Raw genomic sequence first — 21,956 nt, 5'->3', positions numbered from 1 at the left:
TCTCGTCGAGTGCGGCGGTCAGCCGCCCACACCGGTGATCGTCGGGTGGTGGAACGTGTCGCCGAAGACGCGCTCCGACGCTCCCACCCGGTCGAGGTACGGCGTCAAGCCGCCCATCTGGAACGGGAACCCGGCACCGAGCAGCATGCACAGGTCGATGTCCTCGGGAGCCTCGACCACACCGCCGTCGAGCATCAGCTTGACCTCGCGGGCGAGTCCGTCTTGCAGGGCGATGAGGATGTCGTCGGCCGATCGAGGGTTCGAGCCGCCCGCGACGATCTTCAGGGCGCCCTTGTCGAAGCCCTTGACCTTGCCCTTGTCGTCCTTGTCGAGCAGCTTGCCGTAGTCGGCGAGCTTGTGCAGGTTCTCGCTGCGGTAGAACCGCTCGGGGAACGCCGCGTGGTGCGTGTCGAGCACGTGAGCGCCGACCTTCAGGCCCACGAGGTCGAGCAGCGCCGACGGCGCCATGGGCAGGCCGAGCGGCGCGATCGCCTCGTCGACGGTCTGGAACGAGGTGCCCTCGTCGACCGCGCGCATCGCCTCGCCGAGCAGCACGGCGAGCAGTCGGTTGACGACGAAGCCCGGCGTGTCCGCCGTGATGACCGCGTTCTTCTTCAGGTTCTTCGCGGTGACCATCGCGGTCGAGAGCGTCGCCTCATCGGTGTGCGGGGTCTTCACGACCTCGATCAGCGGCATGACCGCGACCGGGGTGAAGAAGTGGAAGCCCACGAGCCGCTCGGGGTGTGCGAGCTTCGCGCCGATCTGCTCGACCGAGAGCGATGAGGTGTTCGTCGCGAGCACGGCCTCGGGCGAGATGAACTGCTCGACCTCGGCGAAGACGTTCTGCTTGATCTCGAGCTCTTCGAAGACGGCCTCGATGACCCAGTCGCAGTCTGCGAAGTCGGCCTTGTCGGTCGTGCCGGTGACGAGCGCCTTCAGGCGGTTCGCTTCGTCGGGGGAGATGCGGCCCTTCTCGAGGAGCTTGTCGATCTCTTCGGCGATGTAGGCCACGCCCTTGTCGACACGGGCCTGGTCGATGTCGGTGATGACCACGGGCACCCGCAGGCGGCGCACGAAGAGCAGGGCGAGCTGGCTCGCCATGTAGCCGGCACCAAGCACGCCGACCTTGCTGACCTTCTTCGCGAGCGCCTTGTCGGGGGCGCCCGCCGGCCGCTTCGCCCGCTTCTGCACGAGGTTGAAGGCGTAGATGGATGCCTGAAGCTGGTCGCCCGCGATGAGGTCGGCGAGCACCTCGTCTTCACGCTGGAATCCCTCGGCGCGCGTGCCGCTCTTGGCCGCCTTCATCAGGTCGAGCGCGGCATACGGCGACTTCGGAACCGAGCCGATGCGGCTCTTCAGCATCTTGGTGGCGATCGAGATCGCGGCATCCCACTTGACGAGGCGTTCCATCTTGCCGGGCTCGTTCGGCCGCTTGACCTTGACCCGTCCGGAGACCACGTCGTCGGCCCAGCGAATGGAATCCTCGAGGTAGCTCACCGACGGGAAGATCGCGTCGGCGATGCCGAGGTCGAACGCGTCCTGGCCCTTGAGGGTGCGGTTCTGCTTCAGCGGGTTCTCGATGACAACCTTGAGCGCGTTCTCGATGCCGATGAGGTTCGGCAGGATCGTCGCGCCGCCCCAGCCCGGGATGAGCCCCAGGAACACCTCTGGCAGGGCGAGCGCCGGCGCCGAGGCATCCACCGTCCGGTAGTCCGCGTGCAAGCCGATCTCCAGACCTCCGCCGAGCGCGAGGCCGTTGTAGAACACGAACGACGGCACGCCGACCTCGCCGATCTTCGCGAGCGCGTAGTGGCCGAGCTGCACGAACTTCTTCGCCGTCTCCTTGTCGGGGATCTCGGCGACCTTCGAGAGGTCGGCGCCGGCGGCGAGGATGAACGGCTTTCCGGTGACGGCGACGGCGTGGATCTCGCCCGCAGCAGCCCGTGACGAGAGCCCGTCGAGCGTCTTCGCGTATTCGAGGAGGGTGGCGGCACCGAGCGTGTTGGGCCGGGTGTGGTCGCGACCGTTGTCGAGCGTCAGCAGGGCGAGGGTCTTGCCGCCGGAGAGCGGGACATCGCGCACATACGAGTGCGTGACGACCTCGTCATCGCCCGCGAGGGCCACCAGCGAACCGAAGTCGATCTTCGTGTAGTCGGTCATCAGGCCTTCTTCGCCTTCTTGTCGTAGTTCGGGTTCTCCCAGACCATCGTCCCGCCCTGGCCGAGGCCGACGCACATGCTGGTGATGCCGTAGCGCACGTCGGGGCGCTCGGTGAACTGGCTGGCGAGCTGGTTCATGAGGCGCACCCCGGAGGAGGCGAGCGGGTGGCCGACGGCGATCGCGCCGCCCCAGGGGTTGACGCGAGGGTCGTCGTCGGCGATGCCGTAGTGGTCGAGGAACGAGAGCACCTGCACGGCGAAGGCCTCGTTCATCTCGAACAGGCCGATGTCGTCGATCGAGAGACCTGCCTTGCGGAGCGCCTTCTCGGTGGCCGGGATCGGGCCGATGCCCATGATCTCGGGGTCGACGCCGGCGAAGGCGAAGCTCACGAGCTTCATCTTCGGGGCGAGGCCGAGTTCCTTCGCGGCGGCTCCGGAGGCGAGAATGGCGGCGGTCGCGCCGTCATTCAGGCCCGAGGCGTTGCCGGCCGTGATGCGCCCGTGCGGGCGGAACGGGGTCTTGAGTGCCGCGAGGCCCTCGAGTGTCGTCTCGGGTCGCATGACCTCGTCACGGGTCGCGAGACCCCAGCCCTCGTCGGTGCGGATCGCGACCGGCACGAGGTCTTGCTGGATCTTGCCCGCAGCGTAGGCCGCGGCGGTCTTCTGCTGGCTCGCGAGCGCGTAGCGGTCGCTGCGCTCCTTGGTGAGCTGCGGGAACCGGTCGTGGATGCGCTCGGCGGTCGCGCCCATGACGAGGGCGTCTTCGCCCACGAGGCGCTCGCTGAGGAAGCGCGGGTTCGGGTCGACGCCCGAGCCCATGGGGTGGTGACCCATGTGCTCCACGCCGCCGGCGATCGCGAGGTCGTACATGCCGAAGCCGATCGAGCCCGACATCATCGCGGCGGCCGTCATCGCGCCGGCGCACATGCGATCGATGGAGAAGCCCGGCACGGTCTTCGGCAGCCCGGCGAGGATCGCCGCCGTGCGGCCGAGGGTGAGCCCCTGGTCTCCGGTCTGGGTCGTCGCGGCGATGGCGACGTCGTCGATGCGGTCCTTCGGGACGTTCGGGTTGCGTTCGAGGAGTCCGACGATCGCCTTCACGACGAGGTCATCGGCCCGGGTGTTCCAGTACATGCCCTTGTCGCCGGCCTTGCCGAACGGGGTGCGGACCCCGTCGACGAACACGACTTCAGCTTGATCAGCCACGCTGCAGCTCACTTTCGATCAGGATGCTTCGATCCTACGAATGCCGCTGCGGAGGGGCTGAATCGCTTGACGGAACCTACGAAGCGTCGGAGGCGGCGTCCTCGACCGATTGTGCCGCCTCGACAAATGCATCCGCGATAATCTGTGAGGTTGCCGCAACCTGCCAGTGCCGTGCACCCAGTGCGAGCAGCGCCTCGCCGATCGATTCCGCGGTCGCGTCAGCCGGCGGGTTCCACGCGACCCGTCGAAGGTGATCGGGCGTCAGCAGGTTCTCGACGGGCATGTCGAGCTGCTCCGCCGCCTCGGCCACCGCGGCCCTCGCGAGCCGCAGACGTGCGTCGGCCTCCGGATTGCGCGCCGCCCACGCGCGTGGCGGGGGAGGCGCATCGCTCGGTACCCGCACCGCGGGCAGATCCGATGTCGTGAGACCGCGCTCGACGGCCGCCCACCACCGATCGAGCTCCGAGCGGCTCGCGCGGCCGTTGAACTCGCGCAGCTCGCTGAGCGCTCGTCGGGTCGACGGCAAGGATTGGGCGACCGCGAGGAGCGAGGCATCCGGAACCAGGCGGCCCGGCGCGACGTCGAGTTCCGTCGCGAGGGCGTCGCGGGCGAGCCACAGTTCGCGGGCGACGGCGAGGTTGCGCGGACTGCGCATCGCGTGGATGCCGGACAGGCGACGCCACGGTTCGGCGGCCGGCGGCTTCGCGGCGCGATGCAGCACCGCGTCGAACTCCTCTTCGGCGATCTCGGCCTTGCCGGTCTCGATGAGCCGGGCACCGAGCTGCTCACGCACATCGACGAGGAGCTCGACGTCGAGCGCGGCGTACTTCAGCCACGACTGCGGCAGGGGCCTCGTCGACCAGTCGGAGGCCGAATGCTCTTTCGCGAGTCGGATGCCGAGGAGCTCCTCGACGACCGACGCCAGCCCGACCCTCGGCATGCCGAGCAGTCGCGCCGCGAGCTCGGTGTCGAAGATCCGGTCGGGGTCGAGCCCGACCTCCCGCAGGCACGCGAGGTCTTGGCTGGCCGCGTGCAGCACCCACTCCTCGGAGTGGATTCCGGCCTGGAGCTCTGAGAAGTCGGGGATCTGCGTCGGATCGAAGAGGAACGTGCCGGCGTCGCGCCGGAACATCTGGATCAGGTAGGCCCGCTGCGAGTAGCGGAACCCGCTCGCGCGTTCGGCGTCGACGGCGATCGGACCCTGTCCGGCGAGGAGCCGCCGCACCGCCTCGTCGAAGGCTGCGGTGGACTCGATCACCTGGAATTCATCCACGGTTCGACCTCCGACGTGGCAGGGCGGTCACGCCGTCGGAGCGGGGCGGGAGTCCTGCGAGCATGCACAACAGTTCTCCCCAGCCTTCCACATGCGGGCCGATCGCCGAGTCCAGGGGAGTCCACGACGCACGGAGTTCGATCTGCGCGCCGTCGCCCTGCCGGGCCAGTTCGCCGAATCCGGTGGAGAGGATCTTCGTCGCCGTTCCCGATGCGGCGATGTACCGGGCGCCACGGGCGTCGAGTGCGTCGACGAGCCAGGACCACGCGACATCCGCGAGGAACGGGTCGAGGCCGATGTCGGTCTCGAGCGGTGCTTGGGCGAAGCAGACGATCCGGAAGCGACCGCCCCAGGCCTCGGGTTCGCTCGGATCGTGCAGCAGCACGAAGCGCCCCGTGCCGAGTTCCGAGTCGTCGTGGCGGCTCGGCGTGACGTCGGCGGAGAGCGCGACGGAGTTCGGCGCGAGCGAGCCCGGCGCCGGGATCTCGGAGATCCGCAATTCCGCTCTGGGGCTGGCCGCGCGCAACGAGTGGAGGGCGGCCTCGAACTCGGGAGGAAGCGGAGGCACTGAGTCGGGCACGAGTGCAGACTAGAGTCTCGAATACGGGGGATGTCGGCGGCACGCCGCGCCACCGGCACACGGTGACTGCTTCGGGAGGAAACGGATGCGTCGAAAGCGCAGTGCAGGTGCCATCATCGGGATCGCGGTCGGCGCGGGGGCGCTCATCGCCGTGACGATCGGGGCGGCCACCGCCGCCGCGGCCGTGTACTTCGCACGCAAGGTCGTCACGCCTCCTGACAAGCGCGAAGAGGATGTGCGCATCACCAGGGTCGACCTCGCGGCCGAGGAGATCACCCTCATCGGCTCCGACGAGACCCGTATGCGCGGGCGATACGGGCTCTGGTTCGACCATGACACCGGCCACGCCCGACTCGGCGACGTCATCGAAGACGGCGAGCGCGAGGTTCGTCGCAGCATCGAGTCGGTCGACTTCGGGCGGCTCGACCGGTCCACGAGAGGCCGCATCAACGGCTGGTACCACCTCGGGCCGTGGGAACTCGACGCCCCCTACGAGAACGTCGTGATCGAGACGGACCGAGGCCCGGCACCGGCCTGGCTCATCAGGGCGGCGGATGTCTCGGCTCGATGGGTCATCCAGGTGCACGGCCGCGGCGCGAAGCGCCCCGAGTGCCTGCGCGCCGTGCCGCCGTCACGCGAAGCGGGCTGGAACTCCCTGTTGATCTCCTATCGCAACGACGGCGAGGCCCCCGAGAGCGAAGACCGCAGATACGGACTCGGCGGCACGGAGTGGGCAGACGTGGTCGCCGCGACCCGGTTCGCCGTCGAGCACGGCGCCGAGGAGATCGTGCTCATGGGTTGGTCGATGGGCGGATCCATCACGCTGCAGGCGGTGCTCCGCTCCGCAGAGGTACGAGCGAGCCTCGTCGGCGTGATGCTCGACTCACCGGCGATCGACTGGACCGACATCCTCCGATTCCAGGGACAGCTGTACCGGATGCCGCCGGAGCTCGGCGACCTCGTGGCGGGAGTGCTCGGCGGGCCGCTCGGCAGCGGCCTCACGGGCATCGCGGCACCGATCGACGTCGAAGAACTCGATCCCATTGCTCGAGCCGACGAGTTCGACGTTCCGATGCTGCTCATGCACAGCGTCGACGACGGCTTCGTGCCGATCGACGGATCGCGGCGGTTCGCCGCGGCCCGGCCCGACCTCATCGACTTCGAGGAGTTCGAGGGTGCACGGCACACGAAGCTCTGGAACCACGACCCCGAGCGGTGGACCGGACTCGTCAAGGGCTGGCTCGACCGGCGCAGCGAGACCGTGGCGCAGCTCGGCGACGAAGCTCAGATCGCGGGCTGACCTCAGGCCGCGATGCGCTCGCGGAGCTGACGCTTGATGCGCGCGAGCATGCCGGTCATGCCGCGCACCCGAAGCGGCGAGACCGCCTCGGCGAGGCCGAGCGACTGCGGGTAGTCGGCCGGCACCTCGAGCACCTCGTCGGCCGTCAATCCGTCAAGGCCCTGAACGAGGATCGAGGCGAACCCCCGGGTCGTGGGCGACTCGGCGGGCGCGGTGGCGTAGAGGTGCACCCTGCCCTCGTCGACCTCGACGAAGATGAACACCGGAGACTGGCATTCCTCGACCCGTTCGAACAGGTCGGGGTGGTCTGCGTAGCGGGTGGGCAGCTCCGGCAGCTCGTTCGAGAACTCGAGCAGCAGCTGCAGGCGATCCCGCACGCCGAGGGCGAGGAAGTCGTCGCGGGTCTCGGTGAGTCGTGCGGGCAGGGTCGTCGCGTCCATCGGATCCATTCTCCCACGGGGCGGTCGGCACTGCCCGCCCTCGCGTCAGCGGGAGGGAAGCTCGCCGCGGGCCTCGCCGGTCACGATCGGCACACGCACGGCGCTGCCCCATTCGGTCCAGGAACCGTCGTAGTTGCGAACCTTCTCGAATCCGAGGAGGTGGCCCAGCACGAACCAGGTGTGGCTCGAGCGTTCGCCGATGCGGCAGTAGGCGATGATGTCGTCGCCGTCTTCGAGGCCGACCTCGCCGCGGTAGATCGCGTCGAGCTCTTCGCGGGACTTGAACGTGCCGTCGGGTGCTGCGGCGCGGGCCCACGGAACGGATGCCGCAGTCGGGATGTGTCCGGCGCGCAGGGCGCCCTCTTCGGGGTAGGCGGGTGCAGTGGTGCGCTCGCCGCTGTATTCCTCGGGCGAACGCACATCGACCAGGGGGTTGCCGAGGTGGGCGAGCACATCCTCCTTGTACGCGCGCACCGCGCGGTCGTCGCGCTCGACGACCGGGTACTCGACCGGCGTGACCTCGGGAGCCTTCGTCGTGATCTCACGGCCCTCGGCGATCCAGAGGTCGCGGCCCCCGTCGAGCAGGCGCACGTCTTCGTGCCCGAACAGCGTGAACACCCAGAGGGCGTACGCCGCCCACCAGTTGTTCTTGTCGCCGTAGATCACGACGGTGGAGTCCCGGGAGATGCCCTTCGAACCAAGGAGCGCGGCGAACTGCTCACCGCCGATGTAGTCGCGCACCACGGGGTCGTTGAGGTCGGTGTGCCAGTCGATCTTGACGGCGCCGGGAATGTGACCCGTCTCGTAGAGCAGCACGTCTTCGTCGGATTCGACCACGACCAGGCCGGGTTCGCCGAGGTGTTCGGCGAGCCATCCGGTGGTGACGAGACGCTCGGGGTGCGCGTACTCGGCGAGCTTCGCTGCGGGATCGAACGCGGCGGACATGGTTACCTCCTGGGTCGCCCGATCGGGCGGGGGTTTGGGGGGAGCGGGCTAGGCTGATCACCTGTCCACCACGAATCTACGCGGCGCTCGGGGCGAAGTCAGTAGGCCCGTCATCCGGTGCAATACAGGAGTTCCTCCAGCATGACCACGGTATCGAGTCAGGCCCTCATCCGTCTCATCGAACGGAATCCGTCGATCTCCGGGGCCGAGATCGCCTCGGAGCTCTCGCCGCCGCCGCAGTTCGAGCACGCGTCGTTCGAGTCGTACCGACCCGACCCCGACTTCCCGTCGCAGCAGGCGGCACTCGAGCGCTTGAAGGAGTTCGCCGGTGCCTGGCGCGCGGCGCAGCGTCCGGGCGGGTTCTTCTCACGCAAGCGCCCTGCGCGCATCGAGCTGCCGGGCGTCTACCTCGACGGCGGGTTCGGCGTCGGCAAGACCCACTTGCTCGCCGCGCTCTGGCACGTGGCGCACGGGCCGAAGTACTTCGGCACCTTCATCGAGTACACGGCCCTCGTCGGCGCTCTCGGCTACCAACCGGCGGTCGAGCTCCTGCGCGGTGCGAAACTCGTCTGCATCGACGAGTTCGAGCTCGACGACCCGGGCGACACGATGCTCATGACGCGATTCCTGGGTGAGCTCATGGCCGGCGGCACCCGCGTCGCCGCGACGTCGAACACGCCGCCGAACGCGCTCGGCGAGGGCCGGTTCGCCGCCTCTGACTTCCTCCGCGAGATCCACGCCCTCTCGTCGAACTTCGAGACGTTGCGCATCGACGGGCTCGACTACCGCCGCCGCGACACCGAGGGTCACGCGGAGTCGCTCGCGGGCGACGCCGATGTCGCACGCACTGCCGCGGCGCTCGCCGCCCGCGGACACCGCGTCTCGCTCGACGGCTTCGACGAGCTCATCGCGCACCTCGCGACGGTGCATCCCTCGAAGTACGTGAAGCTCGTCGCCGGTCTCGAGTTCATCGCGCTCGAGGGCGTGCACGAGCTCACCGACCAGAACGCGGCACTGCGCCTCGTCGCCTTCATCGACCGCGTCTACGACGCCGAGGTGCCGATCATCGCGAGCGGCCTGCCGCTCGACGAGGTCTTCGCCGCCGACATGATGGCGGGCGGGTATCGCAAGAAGTACCTGCGCGCCATGTCGCGCATGATCGCCCTCACCACGGGCGAGCTGCCGCCGCACGACTGAGTCCGGCTCGCCCGAGCGTTTCACATCGCTCGAGCGGCGGTGCGAAACGCGCTGTTTACGTGCGGGCTCCGCACGTAACAGTCCCGAAACAACAGATGGTCCCGCTCGAAACCTCCTCTCGTGAAACTTGGCGACACAGGTTCCCCGCCTGCATTCCCTGAGAGAGGTTCGAGATGGATCAAGGCAACACCGCGTTCCTGTTGATCATGGCGGCCCTGGTGCTGCTCATGACCCCCGGACTCGCGTTCTTCTACGGCGGACTCGTCAAGGCGAAGAGCGTCATCAGCATGATGATGATGAGTTTCGGTGCGATCGGCCTGATCGGCGTCCTCTGGGTGCTGTACGGCTACGCGATCGCGTTCCCCGGTGCTGAGGGCCTGGTCGCGCCCTGGTCCATCGATTGGTCGGCCATCGGCCTGACGAGCCTGCTCGAGACGCCCGAGGGCGCCGCGTACCCGCCGCTCGCCTTCGTGGCCTTCCAGGCGACGTTCGCGATCATCACGGTCGCGCTCATCTCGGGCGCCATCGCCGACCGCGCGAAGTTCGGCGCCTGGATGGTCTTCGCCGCGATCTGGGCGACGATCGTCTACTTCCCGGTCGCCAGCTGGGTGTTCAACTTCGGCGTCGAGGATGGGTCCTTCACATACGGCGGCTGGACCACGTTCGGCATGCAGGAGGCCTTCGGCGTCGGCGTCATCGACTTCGCCGGTGGCACCGCGGTGCACATCAACGCCGGTGCCGCCGCCCTCGCGCTGGCACTCGTGCTCGGCAAGCGGGTCGGCTTCTCGAAGGGCGCACACGTGCCGCACAACCCGCCGTTCGTGCTGCTCGGCGCGGGCCTCCTCTGGTTCGGCTGGTTCGGCTTCAACTCCGGCTCCGAACTCGCAGCCGACGGCACCGCAGCCCTCGCGTGGGTCAACACCCTCGCGGCTCCTGCCGCGGCACTGCTCGCCTGGCTCCTCGTCGAGAAGATCAAGGACGGCAAGCCCACCTCCGTCGGTGCCGCTTCCGGTGCGGTCGCTGGCCTCGTCGCGATCACCCCGGCCTGTGCGTCGCTCACCCCTGGCTGGGCGATCGTGCTGGGCCTGGTCGCCGGGGCCGTGTGCGCCCTCGCGATCGACCTGAAGTTCAAGTTCGGTTTCGACGACTCGCTCGACGTCGTGGGCATCCACCTCGTCGGCGGCCTCATCGGAACGCTGTACCTCGGCTTCTTCGCGAACGGCACCGGCCTCATCTACAGCGGTGACCCGACCCAACTGCTCGTGCAGGCCATCGCCGCGTTCTCTGTACTGATCTACTCGTTCGTGCTCGCCTTCATCATCGGCACCCTCATCCAGAAGACGATGGGCTTCCGGGTGACCAACGAAGACGAGATCGCGGGGGTCGACACCGTCGTCCACGGCGAAGACGCGTACAAGCTCGAGACCGTCTGAGCCTGACGGGATCACCGCGAGGGCGGTGGGGTAGTGTGCCGGTGTGTCAGACACCAGCCGCTTCCTCACCGCCCTCGGTCGTGTCGTCAGGTCGCTGCTGGGCAGTGGGTCCGCGCGGCCGCCGGATGCCGCGTCACGGCCGGTCGCGGCGACCACCACCCTCTCACCGGGGCAGTCGGGTCCGTCGGCCACGATCGAGGTGGATCCGCGGCAGCTGCGGCGCGTGAAGCTCGGCTATGCGCCGTCGCGCGATGCCGACCCCGACCCCGGTGAAGTCGTGTGGACCTGGGTGCCGTACGAGGAGAACGACGGGCGAGGGAAGGATCGACCGGTCGTGATCGTGGCCGCATCCCGCGCAGGCGACTGCCTCGCGGTGCAACTGACCAGCAAGGCCCACGACGGCGACCGTGACTTGGTCGCGCTCGGAGACGGGGCCTGGGATGCCGAGGGACGCGCGAGCTGGGCGCGCATCGACCGGGTGTTCCGAGTGCGGGCGGGCGGCATGCGGCGCGAAGCGGCGTCACTCGATGCGGAGCGCTTCGACCGTGTGGCTGCGGCGCTCCGCGCTCGGTACGGCTGGCGCTGAACTCAGCGGCTGCCGAGACCGCGCAGCACTGTTCGGTGCGCTCCGTGCCGTGGGGTGGGCCCGCTCAGGCGCGTGGCGGTCGGTGGAGCCCGAACGGCGATCCCTGATCGTCGCGGCAGAGCCGGAACTCGCCGAATATCGCGGTCGTCTCCTCGTCGTCGGCGCCTGGGAGTGATTCGACGGTGCCGCCGAGCCGTTCGACCGCGGCCACAGCGGCATCGAGATCGTCGACCCTGAAGAACACGTTGGGTGCGGCGCCGGGGTCGCCGCCGTGCACACCCCCCGGCACGCCGGCCCCGGTGACTGCGTAGCCGTCGCCGCCCGGCCCCTTCTCGAACGACCAGCCGAAGAGCTTGCCGTAGAAGCTGCGTGCGGTCGTGGCATCCGCTGCCCCGAACTCGATGAACGACACCTCGCCCGACATGGTTCCCCCTCGCCTCGACGCGTGGTCACGGCACACGGTAGTCGGGGATCGGAGCGACCACAACGGGGATCGGACGAGTGGAGCAAGGCGGCTGCGTGCCCGAAGGGCGGCCGCGATCGCGGGGAAAAGGAGAAAGCCCCCAGTGGAGTGGGGGCTTTCGTGGGCGATGCCGGGCTCGAACCGACGACCTCTTCCGTGTGAAGGAAGCGCGCTACCAGCTGCGCCAATCGCCCATATGGGATTCGTGGTCACGCCGTGACCGCGGATTCGATACTAGCCGACCGGATGGGGCGAATGCACATCGAGCCGACGGGTGGCTCGCCGGCGCGGTCGCGGGAGGGTTGCCGGTGGGCCGACACGCCCGGGATACGTGCACGGATTCCCCTTGTGACCGGCTCGAAACGGCCACGCGACCCCGTCAGTTTGTGAATCGTTCAGGGAATCGGTTAGAGTCTCTCTGCACGCAGAAATGCGGGCAACGCGGATGTGGCGCAGTGGTAGCGCATCACCTTGCCAAGGTGAGGGTCGCGAGTTCGAATCTCGTCATCCGCTCTGATCAGGATCGGGCGCAAGCCCGATTTCTGTTCTTTTGGTGGTGAACCCAGACACGGTGGATTGGCCGAGAGGCGAGGCAGCGGCCTGCAAAGCCGTATACACGGGTTCGAATCCCGTATCCACCTCCAAGCTGAGAACTTCCATTCTCGACTTGGGCGATTGGCGCAGCGGTAGCGCGCTTCCCTGACACGGAAGAGGTCACTGGTTCGATCCCAGTATCGCCCACCACGAAACCCCCGGTTTACCGGGGGTTTTTTGTTTTTCCGGGAGCTCTCGGGGCTCTGAGGTACCGCGTGGTACCCGCCATCGATGCACTCGGGTTGACCGGCGATGCCGGCGGGTGTGATGCCCGGCATCCCTCCCTTCGAGAGGGCGCGGCGCCGTCAGGTCACTCGCGTTCGTTGTAGATGCATCTCCGCACGACCGCCGCGCGGCCCCCAGGATGACGTTGGAACTCGTTGATCGTGCGGTGGCCGTGCTTGAGGAGGACGACGCAGGAACTTGCGGAGGAGTTTGGCGACATCCCCAGATTGCAGGCCGATGAGGCGCAATTCGGCATCGTGCTCGGTTCCATCGCGCTCGGCGTCGTCGTGCTGCTCGCGGCTGGCATCGCCGCTGCGATCGAGGCCGTCGTCAAGTTGCCAGGCCCGCACGATACTCATCGTTGTCGGCGCGTTCGTGCTCCTGGCTGGCATCTTCGTCGCCTGCACGCCTTCAGCCTCTCGGGTCACTGGCCCGTCGGTGCCACGCCGACAGCGGGCGGCACACCTGAGAAGGGGACGACACTCCCGATTTCCACGGCGACCGGGTATCCGGAGAATGCTTCGAGGGCGGTCGTCATCTCCGCTGGGGTCGTCGACGGGTCGACGGGTTCCGCCATCACCTGCAGGCGTGAGCAGTCGATCGACACCGAAACCGCTGAGACGGTGATGCCGGGCACGGCGCCGGTCGCCATCAGGCGCTGCTGAACCGCCCGGAGCCGCCCGGGCGGGTTCACGGTCTGCTCGACGGTGATCGGCGGGTCGACCGAGGCGAGCAGTTCGTCGAGCTCCGCGGGCACCGGCCCGTGCCACCACAAGGTCATCTGTCGCGTGTCACGGGACCACTCGAACCCGGAGAAGGCATCGCTGCCCTGATATCGGGTGGTGAGAGCGGTGGTCAACTCCATCAACTCCGCCGTCATGCCGTCGCCCTGGTAGCCGGCTTCGCCGAGCAACTCGAGGTCCTCATCGGTGACCAGCGCCTTCGGGTCGATCGACACCATCGGTCCGTTCGTGAGTTCGGTGGCGGGTGGTTGCCCTCCTGCGCACCCGGTGAACACGAACCCGCAGAATACCGTGACCGCAGCAGCCACGCTCAACCGTTGAGGCGTCATGGAGTGTGAGACTACCCGTCTCGTGTGACTCGCGTCTGCGGGCGTGCGGCCGCGCTCTCCGGTAGCGGAGGCGCGAGCGCCTAGGCGATCGGGGGAGCTGGTTCGAGCACGATGGGCGGATAGGCGATCCTGGTCGAGTACCAGACCCACGCCTCGCCCTCCGTCTGCTCGATCACGGCCCAGCCGCCGTGGGCGGGCAGGTTCTTCAGGGTGATGCTCACGGTCTGCTTTCCGCTCACGCTCCTGGGTCGGCATTGACGACGGATCCCGTCGCCGCGTAGCCGCTCGCGGTCAGGGTCGCCCGGCCGAACGCCTCGACGGAGAAGGTGCAGACGTAGGTGCCGAGCCCGGTGATGCCGCAGGCGGCCGGCTCGAAGTGGATGGAGACCGCAGGGATGTCGGGCTCGAAGTCGGCGAGCTCGATGACGCGCTCGTCGAACTCGCTGCGTGAGCCCAGTTCGTTCGATGTCCTGTTCATGAGAAAAACTCTAGAAGCGGATCCGCGGCCGCGGCTCCGGGGCAGCACCGAGCCGCCGAGCGGCCGCCCGCTCGGCGACTACAGTTGAAGGGTTCTGTAGACCGATTCCAAGGAGTGGATCAAGGTGGCCGACGGCTTCGAGCTCTTCACCGACCGATCCGTTGTCGCGATGCGCGTCAACGGCGAGCTCAAGGACCTCGCCACGACGGTCACCGACAGCGACGAGGTCGAACCCGTCACGATCGACTCGCCCGACGGCCTGAACATCCTGCGCCACTCGGCGGCACACGTGCTTGCGCAGGCGGTGCAGTCGATCAACCCCGAGGCCAAGCTCGGCATCGGGCCGCCCGTCACCGACGGTTTCTACTACGACTTCGACGTCGCCGAGCCGTTCACCCCCGAAGACCTCAAGGCTCTCGATAAAGAGATGTCGCGCATCATCCGTGCCGGTCAGCGCTTCATGCGCCGGGTCGTCACCGATGACGAGGCGCGTGCCGAACTCGCGAACGAGCCCTACAAGCTCGAACTGATCGGCCTGAAGGGCTCGGCCTCGGCCGGTGGCGACAACGAGAACGTCGAGGTCGGTGCCGGCGAGCTCACGATCTACGACAACGTCGACCCCAAGACCGGCGAGACGGTCTGGAAGGACCTCTGCCGCGGTCCGCACCTGCCGAACACCCGCATGATCGGCAACGGCTGGTCGCTGACTCGCATCGCTGCGGCCTACTGGCGCGGTTCGGAGAAGAACCCCCAGCTCCAGCGCATCTACGGCACCGCGTGGCCGACGAAAGACGAGCTGCGCGCCTATCAGCACCGACTCGAGGAGGCCGCACGCCGCGACCACCGCAAGCTCGGGCGCGACCTCGACCTCTTCAGCTTCCCTGACGAGATCGGCTCGGGCCTCTCGGTCTGGCACCCGCGCGGCGGTGTCGTGCGCATGGAGATGGAGCAGCACGCGCGCCGTCGACACATCGAGGGCGGCTACACCTACGTCTACACGCCGCACATCTCGAAGGAGGACCTCTTCCTCCAGTCGAACCACCTCGTGACCTACAAGGAGGGCATGTTCCCGCCCATCCGCATGGACGAGGAACGCGACGCCGACGGCAACATCACCAAGCACGGCCAGGACTACTACCTGAAGCCGATGAACTGCCCGATGCACATCCTCATCTACAAGGAGCGGGGGCGCAGCTACCGCGAGCTGCCGATGCGGCTCGCCGAGAACGGCACCGTCTACCGCAACGAGCTCTCCGGCGCGCTGCACGGGCTCACCCGCGTGCGCGGCTTCACGCAAGACGACTCGCACCTCTTCGTCACCCCCGACCAGCTCGAAGAGGAGGCCACCAAGGTCATCGAGTTCGTCATCTCGATGCTTCGCGACTTCGGCCTCGACGACTTCGAGCTCGAGCTGTCGATGCGAGACGACGCGAAAGACAAGTGGATCGGCTCCGACGAGTTCTGGGAGTACTCCACGAACGCACTGCGCAACGTCGCCCGTGCGAGTGGTCTGAAGCTCACCGAGATGCCCGGTGAGGCCGCGTTCTACGGGCCGAAGATCGACCTCAAGACGAGAGACGCGATCGGCCGCACCTGGCAGCTCTCGACCGTGCAGGTCGACCCGAACCTGCCCGAGCGCTTCGGCCTCGAGTTCACCGACCGCGACGGGCAGAAGAAGCGCCCCATCATGATCCACCGGGCGCTGTTCGGTTCGATCGAGCGGTTCTTCGCCATCCTCCTCGAGCACTACGCGGGCGCCTTCCCGGTCTGGCTCGCCCCGGTGCAGGTCGTCGGCATCCCTGTCGCCGACGAGTACGCTCCGTACCTCGGTGCGATCATCGAGCAGCTGAAGGGCGGCGGCGTCCGCGCCGAGCTCGACGTGAGCGACGACCGCATGCAGAAGAAGATCCGCACGCACACGACCCAGAAGGTGCCGTTCCAGCTCATCGCGGGTGAGAGCGACCGCTCAGCCGAGACCGTCAGCTTCCGCTTCCGCGACGGCACGCAGGAGAACGGCGTCGCGATCGCCGAGGCGGTCGAGCGCATCAAGCAGGTCATCGAGGAGCGTCGCCAGGTCGTCACACGCGACGACCTGTTCGCATGAGTGCGTACCAGCCCGACGAGTTCGAGGGTGTGCAGACGGATGCCGCGGCCGACCTCGCCGGGGTGCCCGACGCCTTCCAGCGGTTGTGGACGCCGCACCGACTCGTCTACATCCAGCACGGCCAGCAGCCCGACGAGCACGCCTGCCCGTTCTGCCGGGCTCCCGAGATGAGCGACGAGCAGTCGCTCATCGTCGCGCGCGGCACCCACGCGTACGCGCTGCTGAACCTCTACCCGTACAACAGCGGACACCTGCTGGTCTGCCCATATCGTCACGTCGCGACGTACGACGAGGCGACACCCGAAGAGGTCGCCGAGATCGGCGAGCTCACGCAGATCGCGATGCGGGTCGTGAAGCAGGTCTCGAAGTGCGACGGCTTCAACCTCGGTATGAACCAGGGCCGCATCGCCGGTGCCGGCATCGCCGAGCACCTGCATCAGCACATCGTGCCGCGCTGGGCGCTCGATTCCAACTTCTTCCCGATCGTCGCGGGCACGAAGGCGCTTCCGCGCCTGCTGGGCGAGGTGCGCCAGGAGATCGCCGAGGCGTGGCCCGCCTGAGCGCTCAGCGCACCTGACGCACGGCGAACTGCATGCGCGGATGGGCGTAGAACTCCTGCGACTCGACGAGCTGGAGCTCGCGCTCACCCGAATCGTGGGTGCGCGAGAGCAGGTCGAAGACGCTCGAGGTCGTGCGGGCGAGGGCGTCGGCCGCGTCGCCGGTGCGGCGGTAGTGCGCCGTGAAGAGGGCGGCCGTGACATCCCCTGAGCCATTGGCCTTCATCGGCAGCTGCGGAGTCTGTGCGATCCAGGCGCCGTGGTCGTCGACGGCGAGCATCTCGATCGTGCCCTCTTCGCGATCGGGGCGCTCGACGCTCGTGACGAGCACCGTGCGCGGGCCCGCCGCGCGAGCGAGATCGACGGAGGCGAGGGTCGACTCGAGCGTGTCGGGCTGCGTGCCGGTGAGGAACCCGAGCTCGAACTGGTTCGGCGTGATGAGGTCGGCGGCCGGGACCACGCGCTCGCGCAGCAGCACCGGAATGGCGGGCGCGACGAAGCATCCGGACGTCGCATTGCCCATGACCGGGTCGCACGCGTAGATCGCCGACGGGTTGGCGGCCTTCACCTTCGCCACGGCCTCGAGGATGACGTCGGCGATGCCCTCGCCGCCCTGGTAGCCCGAGAGCACCACGTCGATCTGCGGGAACGCCCCGCGCTCCTCGATGCCGGTGATGACCTCGCGCACCTCGTCAGGGCTGATCATCGGCCCGCGCCAAGCGCCGTAGCCCGTGTGGTTCGAGAAGTTGACGGTGTAGACGGGCAGCACCTCGACGCCGATGCGCTGCAGGGGGAACACGGCGGCGGAATTGCCGACGTGACCGTAGGCGACCGCGGACTGGATCGAGAGAATCTTCACCGCTCGATCATCGCATCTCCGACGTCCAGGCTCCGCCCAGCGCCCTGGACTGCTCGAGCACCGTGCGCACGGCCGCCCCGAGATCCGTCGCCAGCTTCTGCAGATCGGCGTCGTCGAGATCGTGCACGGTGAGGCGCAGGTGATCGGATGCCTCGGTGCCGTCGAGTGCGAACTCGTCACCCGGGCGGGCGAGCCAGCCGCGCCGCATGAGCTGTTCGGACACGGCACGGGCCGGCGCGCCGAGCGGAACCCAGACGTTCAGGCCGTCGCCCGATCGCGTCGGGACGCCCTCCGCCGTGAGCAACCCGGCGAATGCGGCGTTGCGCGCCGCGTAGTGCGCGCCGGCGGCTCGGATGCCCGCCACGATCTCGGGGTCGGTCGCGAGGGCGTGCACGAGTCGCTGCAGCAGGTGGCTCACCCACGTCGTGCCCGGGGTCAGCCGCATCGCAAGCCGTTCGGCGGTCTCGGGGTCTGAGGCGGTGACGGCGAGGCACATGTCGGGGCCGAGGAACTTCGACACCGAACGCACGAGCGCCCAGCGCCGATGCTCGGGGCCGATCAGCGAGTGGTACGGCAGCTGCGAGAGCAGCGAATAGTGGTCGTCTTCGATGACGAGCACATACGGATGCTCCCTGAGCACCTCGCGCAGTTCGGCAGCGCGCCGTTCGGTGAGGCTTGCCCCCGTGGGGTTCTGCGCGCGCGGCGTGCAGATGACCGCGCGGACGCCCTGTTCGAGTGCGGCCCGAAGGCCCGCGACCGTCATCCCCTCGTCGTCGATCGGCACCGGCACCGGGCGGTATCCGGCGACGCGCACCGTGTGGATGCTCGTGAGGAAGCACGGGTCTTCGAGAGCCACGGCGTCGTCGCGAGTGAGCGCCTGGGCGAGCAGGCGCTCGACGGCATCGGCGGCGCCGCTCGTCACCGTGATGCGCATCGGGGTCTCTGCGGGGAGATCGGCACTCATCCAGTCGTGCGCCGACCGCGCGAGCTCGGGATCGATGACGGGCTCGCCGTACAGCACGGGCCGCCGTGCGATGCTCGCGAGTGCGAGAGACGGGTCGGGGATGCGCGAGGGATCGGGATTGCCGGTGCCGATGTCGCGGAGTGCCGTGTCGGCGGCGAATCCCTCTTGCGCGACCGTCGAGGCGCCTGCCACACGAGTGCCGCCGCGGCCCAGGGTGATGACGACGCCGGCGTTCATCAGCTGCCGATAGGCGGAGACGGCGGTGTTGCGGTTGACCCCGAGATGCTCCGCGAGCGTCCGCACCGGAGGGAGCGCATCGCCCGGTCGGAGGGCGCCGCGCTCGATGAGCGTGCGCAGGCTGTCGGCGATCTCGGCCGCTGAGCGACCCTCGATGTCGATGATGACGTCACCGCCCTTCCTCATGTCCCCACCCATGCTATCTTTTGGCCTAGGACAATAGTTCTGTTGGTCTGTTCTGATGCGCGACGACAGCGCGCGCCCATCCGAGAGGATTCCCCTGTGACCGTATCCGAAACGGGTTCGAGCCGCGTGAAGCGCGGCCTCGCCGAGATGCTGAAGGGCGGCGTCATCATGGACGTCGTCACCGCCGAGCAGGCACGCATCGCCGAGGACGCCGGCGCCGTCGCCGTCATGGCCCTCGAGCGCGTGCCCGCCGACATCCGCTCTCAGGGCGGCGTCGCCCGCATGAGCGACCCCGACCTCATCGATGCGATCATCGCCGAGGTGTCGATCCCCGTCATGGCGAAGGCCCGCATCGGCCACTTCGTCGAGGCGCAGGTGCTGCAGGCGCTCGACGTCGACTACATCGACGAGTCCGAGGTGCTCTCGCCGGCCGACTACGTGAACCACATCGACAAGTGGGCGTTCAACACCCCCTTCGTCTGCGGTGCCACGAACCTCGGTGAGGCGCTCCGCCGCATCAACGAGGGTGCCGCGATGATCCGCTCGAAGGGCGAGGCCGGCACGGGCGACGTCTCTGAGGCGACGAAGCACATCCGCAAGATCTCCTCCGAGATCAACCAGTTGAGGTCGATGACGCGCGACGAGCTCTACGTCGCGGCGAAGGAGCTGCAGGCCCCCTACGAGCTCGTGCTCGAGGTCGCCGAGACCGGCAAGCTCCCGGTCGTGCTCTTCGTCGCCGGCGGCGTGGCCACCCCCGCGGATGCCGCGATGATGATGCAGCTCGGCGCCGACGGGGTGTTCGTCGGATCCGGCATCTTCAAGTCGGGCAACCCCGAGGCCCGTGCCGCAGCCGTCGTGAAGGCGACGACGTTCTACGACGACCCGTCGGTCGTCGCTGAGGTCTCGCGCGGTCTCGGCGAGGCCATGGTCGGCATCAATGTCGCCGACCTCGCGGCGCCGCACCGCCTCGCCGAGCGCGGCTGGTGACGACGAACCTCAGGAGCGGATCACTCGACGCGGGGCGCACGGCTCAGGCCGGGCCTCGCGTCGGGGTCCTCGCCCTCCAGGGCGACTTCCGTGAGCACGCGCACGTACTCGCGAAGCTCGGAGCCGAGGTGTCGCTCGTGCGTCGTCCCGAGGAGCTCGCCGAGATCGACGGCCTCGTGATCCCCGGCGGGGAATCGAGCGTCATGGACAAGCTCGCGCGCACCTTCGGGCTGCAGGCGCCGTTGCAGCAGGCGATCTCGGCGGGCCTGCCCGTCTACGGCACCTGTGCAGGCCTCATCCTGCTCGCCGACACGGTGCTCGACGCGATCGCCGGGCAGGAGTCCCTCGGCGGCCTCGACGTGGTCGTACGCCGCAACGCCTTCGGTTCGCAGAACCAGTCGTTCGAGACCGACCTCGACATCCCCGCGCTCGGCGACGAGCCGGTGCACGCGGTCTTCATCCGGGGGCCGGTCGTCGAATCGGTCGGCGAGGCGGCGACTCCGCTCGCGACGCTCGCCGACGGTCGAGTCGTCGCCGTCGAGCAGGGCAACCTCCTCGGCACGAGTTTCCACCCCGAGATCACGGGGGAGTACCGCTTCCACGAGTACTTCCTCGCAAAGGTGCGCAGCCGGGTTCGACGGTGAGCCTCGCCGCCTTGGGCGGCGCGATGTCGGCCGACCTCGGTACTGTCGCAGCATGACGGCATACATCGCCCTGCTCCGTGGCGTGAACGTCGGCGGCATCACGATCAAGTCGGCCGAGCTTCGCGAGCTGTTCGAGCTGCTCGGCTTCGACGGCGTGCGCACGGTGCTCGCCAGTGGCAATGTCGTGTTCGACGACCCGAGCCGCGAGTCTCGCACCCCGCTCAAGGGTCGCATCGAGCAGGCCCTCCGCGCCCGGTTCGGCTACGACGCCTGGATCGTGCTCGTGACCCGCGACGAGCTGCAGCGCGCCGTCGACGGGTTCCCGTTCGATGCCGACGACGCGCATCGACAACCCTGGGTGATCTTCGCCTCCGCTCCCGGCATCGTCGACGAGCTCCTCGAGTTCTCGGGCGACGCCGATCCCGACGTCGATCCGATCGCGAGGGGCGACGGCGTCGTGTACTGGAACCCGGTGAAGGGCACGACCGTCGACACCCCGTTCGCGAAGCTGCTCGCGAAGGCGAAGTTCAAGCCGACGACCACCAATCGAAACCTCCGAACGCTCCGGAAGATCCTCGGCTGAGCGCGCACGGCTGAGCGCGCACGGCTGAGCGCGTTCGGTTCAGGGAGGGCACCGAGTCGAGAGTCGGGACGGCACGGGTGCGGGAGGCCGCGGCATCCGCTTCGCTGACCTTCCATGACCACCCGACTCCCCAGTACCGGTGCGCCCGACTCGAGCACTGCACCGGTGACCGCATGCCGCAGCGACGAGGTCGTGCTCATCCACCGCATGTTCCGACGTTTGTTCGCCGAGGCGCCGGGGCTCGTGCGAGACGTCACGCCGGGTGACACCCGCCGCGCGACGTTCCTCGCGCGTCACCTGCACGGTCTGACGGCGCTCCTGCACATCCACCACCACGCCGAAGACGACTTCTTCTGGGACCGGATGACCGAACGGGCTCCGGCCTGCGGCCTGCACGTCGCGGTGATGCGCCGGCAGCATCAGACGGTCTCCGACCAGCTCGATGAGATCGACACCCTCGTCGACGCCTGGGCGCCGGGCGCGGATGCCGCCGATGCGGCGCGCCTGGCGGCGGTCCTCGACGAGGTCGACCGCACGCTCGCCGAGCATCTCGCCGATGAGGAGCGCGACGCGTTCCCGGTGCTCGATGCGGTGCTATCCGAGGCGGAGTGGGACGAGATCTCCGCCCACGCGCAGCATGAGAAGCCGCCACTGCCGCTGTTCCTCCTGCTCGGCCTCCTGATGGAGGTGGTCCCCGAGCCGGAGCGTGCGGCCTGGATGGCACGCGAGCTGCCCGCGCCGATGCGTCTTGCGTACCGGGTCGTCGGCCGGCGCCGGTACGAGCACGCCCTGCGCCGACTTCACCCCGTCCCGCCGATGAGCGAGAGGGCTGCGCGGCGCTGACCTAGAATGGGGGCGCGCCGGCCGCGACGCGGCCGCGCGAA

General features: G+C 68.5%; 23 protein-coding genes and 4 tRNA genes. 13 read left to right on the top strand and 14 right to left on the bottom strand.

Going from position 1 to position 21,956, the window contains the following annotated elements; translation table 11 throughout:
• Window positions 1-18 precede the first annotated feature (18 nt).
• The 4 genes from DCE93_RS08395 to DCE93_RS08380 all read right to left on the bottom strand — a co-directional run bounded on the left by DCE93_RS08395 (window position 19) and on the right by DCE93_RS08380 (window position 5,218).
• Window positions 19-2,160 (bottom strand): 3-hydroxyacyl-CoA dehydrogenase NAD-binding domain-containing protein, encoded by a 2,142-nt coding sequence (locus DCE93_RS08395; protein ID WP_108595491.1) that lies wholly within the window; start codon window positions 2,158-2,160, stop codon window positions 19-21.
• On the bottom strand, window positions 2,160-3,365 hold the full coding sequence (locus DCE93_RS08390) for a thiolase family protein (protein WP_108595490.1): 1,206 nt from the start codon (window positions 3,363-3,365) through the stop codon (window positions 2,160-2,162). The genes DCE93_RS08395 and DCE93_RS08390 overlap by 1 nt, the downstream gene beginning before the upstream one ends.
• 76 nt (window positions 3,366-3,441) lie before the next feature.
• Window positions 3,442-4,638 carry an HRDC domain-containing protein gene (locus DCE93_RS08385; RefSeq protein ID WP_108595489.1) on the bottom strand — a complete coding sequence of 399 codons (1,197 nt, stop codon included), beginning with the start codon at window positions 4,636-4,638 and terminating at the stop codon, window positions 3,442-3,444.
• Window positions 4,631-5,218, bottom strand: coding sequence for a DUF3000 domain-containing protein (locus DCE93_RS08380; protein WP_108595488.1), 588 nt, complete (start codon window positions 5,216-5,218; stop codon window positions 4,631-4,633). The genes DCE93_RS08385 and DCE93_RS08380 overlap by 8 nt, the downstream gene beginning before the upstream one ends.
• Window positions 5,219-5,303: 85 nt before the next feature.
• Here DCE93_RS08380 and DCE93_RS08375 point away from each other — a divergent pair, with 85 nt between their 5' ends.
• Window positions 5,304-6,518, top strand: coding sequence for an alpha/beta hydrolase family protein (locus DCE93_RS08375; RefSeq protein ID WP_108595487.1), 1,215 nt, complete (start codon window positions 5,304-5,306; stop codon window positions 6,516-6,518).
• 2 nt (window positions 6,519-6,520) lie between these two features.
• Here DCE93_RS08375 and DCE93_RS08370 read toward each other — a convergent pair whose 3' ends face one another.
• Together DCE93_RS08370 and DCE93_RS08365 are read right to left on the bottom strand one after the other, a co-directional pair.
• Window positions 6,521-6,958: a SufE family protein gene (locus tag DCE93_RS08370; RefSeq protein ID WP_108595486.1), complete on the bottom strand. Its 438-nt coding sequence runs from the start codon at window positions 6,956-6,958 to the stop codon at window positions 6,521-6,523.
• 45 nt (window positions 6,959-7,003) lie between these two features.
• A complete protein-coding gene (locus tag DCE93_RS08365) occupies window positions 7,004-7,903 on the bottom strand; it encodes a sulfurtransferase (protein ID WP_108595485.1) in 900 nt (299 codons plus the stop codon).
• A gap of 141 nt (window positions 7,904-8,044) precedes the next feature.
• Between DCE93_RS08365 and zapE the strand changes: the two genes are divergently transcribed.
• From zapE to DCE93_RS08350, 3 genes are all read left to right on the top strand, one after another.
• Window positions 8,045-9,100, top strand: a complete 1,056-nt coding sequence (gene zapE / locus DCE93_RS08360) for a cell division protein ZapE (protein ID WP_108595484.1) — start codon at window positions 8,045-8,047, stop codon at window positions 9,098-9,100.
• 173 nt (window positions 9,101-9,273) lie between these two features.
• Window positions 9,274-10,533 (top strand): ammonium transporter, encoded by a 1,260-nt coding sequence (locus DCE93_RS08355; RefSeq protein ID WP_108595483.1) that lies wholly within the window; start codon window positions 9,274-9,276, stop codon window positions 10,531-10,533.
• Window positions 10,534-10,576: 43 nt separating this feature from the next.
• Window positions 10,577-11,119 (top strand): type II toxin-antitoxin system PemK/MazF family toxin, encoded by a 543-nt coding sequence (locus tag DCE93_RS08350; RefSeq protein WP_108595482.1) that lies wholly within the window; start codon window positions 10,577-10,579, stop codon window positions 11,117-11,119.
• A gap of 64 nt (window positions 11,120-11,183) precedes the next feature.
• On the opposite strand, the gene DCE93_RS08345 is transcribed toward DCE93_RS08350, so the two are convergent.
• Together DCE93_RS08345 and DCE93_RS08340 are read right to left on the bottom strand one after the other, a co-directional pair.
• Complete coding sequence (locus tag DCE93_RS08345) at window positions 11,184-11,543, bottom strand: VOC family protein (RefSeq protein ID WP_108595481.1); 360 nt, start codon at window positions 11,541-11,543, stop codon at window positions 11,184-11,186.
• 160 nt (window positions 11,544-11,703) lie between these two features.
• Window positions 11,704-11,776 (bottom strand) — tRNA-Val (locus DCE93_RS08340).
• A gap of 247 nt (window positions 11,777-12,023) precedes the next feature.
• On the opposite strand from DCE93_RS08340, the gene DCE93_RS08335 reads away from it, so the two are divergent.
• The 3 genes from DCE93_RS08335 to DCE93_RS08325 all read left to right on the top strand — a co-directional run bounded on the left by DCE93_RS08335 (window position 12,024) and on the right by DCE93_RS08325 (window position 12,326).
• Window positions 12,024-12,095: transfer RNA gene (locus DCE93_RS08335), tRNA-Gly, on the top strand.
• 57 nt (window positions 12,096-12,152) lie between these two features.
• Window positions 12,153-12,226, top strand: a tRNA-Cys gene (locus DCE93_RS08330).
• A 25-nt stretch (window positions 12,227-12,251) separates the two neighbouring features.
• A tRNA-Val gene (locus tag DCE93_RS08325) sits at window positions 12,252-12,326 on the top strand.
• 155 nt (window positions 12,327-12,481) lie between these two features.
• Here DCE93_RS08325 and DCE93_RS14425 read toward each other — a convergent pair.
• From DCE93_RS14425 to DCE93_RS08315, 4 genes are all read right to left on the bottom strand, one after another.
• The gene (locus tag DCE93_RS14425) at window positions 12,482-12,808 is read right to left on the bottom strand and encodes a hypothetical protein (protein WP_146184964.1); all 327 of its coding nucleotides are present in this window, start codon (window positions 12,806-12,808) and stop codon (window positions 12,482-12,484) included.
• Window positions 12,809-12,825: 17 nt separating this feature from the next.
• Window positions 12,826-13,473: a hypothetical protein gene (locus DCE93_RS08320; protein ID WP_146184963.1), complete on the bottom strand. Its 648-nt coding sequence runs from the start codon at window positions 13,471-13,473 to the stop codon at window positions 12,826-12,828.
• Window positions 13,474-13,553: 80 nt separating this feature from the next.
• Window positions 13,554-13,712, bottom strand: a complete 159-nt coding sequence (locus DCE93_RS14575; RefSeq protein ID WP_168186188.1) for a hypothetical protein — start codon at window positions 13,710-13,712, stop codon at window positions 13,554-13,556.
• Window positions 13,709-13,951: a hypothetical protein gene (locus tag DCE93_RS08315; protein WP_108595479.1), complete on the bottom strand. Its 243-nt coding sequence runs from the start codon at window positions 13,949-13,951 to the stop codon at window positions 13,709-13,711. The genes DCE93_RS14575 and DCE93_RS08315 overlap by 4 nt, the downstream gene beginning before the upstream one ends.
• Window positions 13,952-14,120: 169 nt before the next feature.
• On the opposite strand from DCE93_RS08315, the gene thrS reads away from it, so the two are divergent.
• On the top strand, window positions 14,121-16,055 hold the full coding sequence (gene thrS, locus DCE93_RS08310) for a threonine--tRNA ligase (protein ID WP_235825285.1): 1,935 nt from the start codon (window positions 14,121-14,123) through the stop codon (window positions 16,053-16,055).
• On the top strand, window positions 16,052-16,615 hold the full coding sequence (locus DCE93_RS08305; RefSeq protein WP_108595477.1) for an HIT family protein: 564 nt from the start codon (window positions 16,052-16,054) through the stop codon (window positions 16,613-16,615). Before thrS ends, DCE93_RS08305 begins: the two co-directional genes overlap by 4 nt.
• Before the next feature lie 4 nt (window positions 16,616-16,619).
• On the opposite strand, the gene pdxY is transcribed toward DCE93_RS08305, so the two are convergent.
• Window positions 16,620-17,471 carry a pyridoxal kinase PdxY gene (gene pdxY / locus DCE93_RS08300; RefSeq protein ID WP_108595476.1) on the bottom strand — a complete coding sequence of 284 codons (852 nt, stop codon included), beginning with the start codon at window positions 17,469-17,471 and terminating at the stop codon, window positions 16,620-16,622.
• Window positions 17,472-17,478: 7 nt separating this feature from the next.
• Window positions 17,479-18,858 (bottom strand): aminotransferase class I/II-fold pyridoxal phosphate-dependent enzyme, encoded by a 1,380-nt coding sequence (locus DCE93_RS08295; protein ID WP_108595475.1) that lies wholly within the window; start codon window positions 18,856-18,858, stop codon window positions 17,479-17,481.
• Between the two features lie 96 nt (window positions 18,859-18,954).
• On the opposite strand from DCE93_RS08295, the gene pdxS reads away from it, so the two are divergent.
• From pdxS to DCE93_RS08275, 4 genes are all read left to right on the top strand, one after another.
• Entirely contained in the window at window positions 18,955-19,845 is an 891-nt protein-coding gene (gene pdxS, locus DCE93_RS08290) for a pyridoxal 5'-phosphate synthase lyase subunit PdxS (protein ID WP_108595474.1), read from the top strand.
• Window positions 19,842-20,489: a pyridoxal 5'-phosphate synthase glutaminase subunit PdxT gene (gene pdxT, locus DCE93_RS08285; RefSeq protein WP_108595473.1), complete on the top strand. Its 648-nt coding sequence runs from the start codon at window positions 19,842-19,844 to the stop codon at window positions 20,487-20,489. The genes pdxS and pdxT overlap by 4 nt, the downstream gene beginning before the upstream one ends.
• Before the next feature lie 52 nt (window positions 20,490-20,541).
• The gene (locus DCE93_RS08280) at window positions 20,542-21,072 is read left to right on the top strand and encodes a DUF1697 domain-containing protein (RefSeq protein ID WP_108595472.1); all 531 of its coding nucleotides are present in this window, start codon (window positions 20,542-20,544) and stop codon (window positions 21,070-21,072) included.
• A 114-nt stretch (window positions 21,073-21,186) separates the two neighbouring features.
• The gene (locus tag DCE93_RS08275) at window positions 21,187-21,915 is read left to right on the top strand and encodes a hemerythrin domain-containing protein (protein WP_108595471.1); all 729 of its coding nucleotides are present in this window, start codon (window positions 21,187-21,189) and stop codon (window positions 21,913-21,915) included.
• The last annotated feature ends 41 nt before the right edge of the window (window positions 21,916-21,956 follow it).

This window comes from Agromyces badenianii, from assembly GCF_003070885.1.
Lineage (GTDB): Bacteria > Actinomycetota > Actinomycetes > Actinomycetales > Microbacteriaceae > Agromyces > Agromyces badenianii.
This window is presented reverse-complemented; position numbering and strand designations above follow the sequence as displayed.